A 1,240-nucleotide genomic window follows, 5' to 3' on the forward strand; every position below is an offset into this window, starting at 1 on the left:
TGGAGTTCCTACCAAAAAACGGACATTAAAAAGCTCCTTTTTAGGAGACAAAAATGTCGAAGAAAATCAAATATTATTCAGAGGAATTCAAAATGCAAGCGGTGCGTCGTTACTATGAGAATGGGAAACGAGCGAAACTAACCGGTAGAGAGCTAGGAATTCCGGATGCAACATTGCGTGGTTGGGTGAATAGTTATATGGATAAAGATTCAAAAAAAGCAAAAGTAAGCCTAAAGGAAGAGGATTTATCTTCTTTGTTAAAGGCAAAAGAAGACCGTATAAAAGAATTAGAAGAAGAGAACATAATTCTAAAAAAGTCTATTGGCATTTTCACAAGAGACACACAACAAAAATAGAAAGATACGGGTTCATAAAAAAGTTCTCTCATATTTTTGCCGTGGTGAAGCTGTGCCAAGTCTTAGAAGTCTCTAAGAGTGGATTCTATGATTGGAAAAAACGTCAATCCAGCCCAAGAACTAAATATAACCAACTCCTTGTTAGCTTAATAAAAGAAATCCACCATGACTCAAATTCCATATATGGAAGTCCCAGGATCCACAAAGAAATAGAAAGGAAAGGTTATCGTTGTAGTAGAAGATTGGTGGAAAAATTAATGAGAGTCTCTAATATACGCTCAAAAACTAAGCGAAAATCTAATATTTCAACAACCAATTCTGTTCATGAATTAGCAATCTCACCGAATCGATTAAAAAGAAATTTTACCGTCCCAAAACCAGGAACAGTTTTTTGCTCTGATTTCACGTATATTCCAATTAAATCAAAACATTATTTCCTGGTTGTAATCATCGATCTATTCAATCGAGAAATTGTGAGCTGGAATTTAAGTGATCATCAACAAACGTCCAGCTTAATGAAATGTTTTAGAGAAGCCGTAAAGAAAGACATCCACAAAGAAAACTGTATATTTCATTCTGATAGAGGAGGTCAGTATGCATCGAATGAATTTCGAATGGCATTAAATCTTGCTAAGATGAAGCAGAGCATGAGTCGAAGTGGGGATTGTTGGGACAATGCCGTTGTAGAATCATTTTTCAAAACATTAAAGAATGAATTTATAAAATGGCAAAAATTCGAGACCTTGGAAGAGGCGAAGCATAAGATATTCAATTATATCGAGATTTTTTACAATCGTAAAAGATTACATTCTACTTTGGACTTTACAAGTCCTATGGAATTTCGTAAGATATATGATCAAAGGATTGCTTGATTTTTCTGTCCG

2 protein-coding genes are annotated in these 1,240 nt (G+C 34.6%); both read left to right on the top strand.

All coding sequences use genetic code 11. The features are described from left to right. The first annotated feature begins 53 nt into the window (after positions 1-53). Entirely contained in the window at positions 54-356 is a 303-nt protein-coding gene (locus EHS15_RS15680) for a transposase (RefSeq protein WP_135761541.1), read from the top strand. Further along, a complete protein-coding gene (locus EHS15_RS15685; RefSeq protein WP_246052228.1) occupies positions 287-1,228 on the top strand; it encodes an IS3 family transposase in 942 nt (313 codons plus the stop codon). The genes EHS15_RS15680 and EHS15_RS15685 overlap by 70 nt, the downstream gene beginning before the upstream one ends. The last annotated feature ends 12 nt before the right edge of the window (positions 1,229-1,240 follow it).

The organism is Leptospira idonii (assembly GCF_004770995.1).
GTDB lineage: Bacteria > Spirochaetota > Leptospiria > Leptospirales > Leptospiraceae > Leptospira_A > Leptospira_A idonii.

Excerpts from the sequence above, each read along its gene's own strand:
- EHS15_RS15680 (WP_135761541.1), top strand. The coding sequence starts at position 54 with ATGTCGAAGAAAATCAAATATTATTCAGAGGAATTCAAAATGCAAGCG.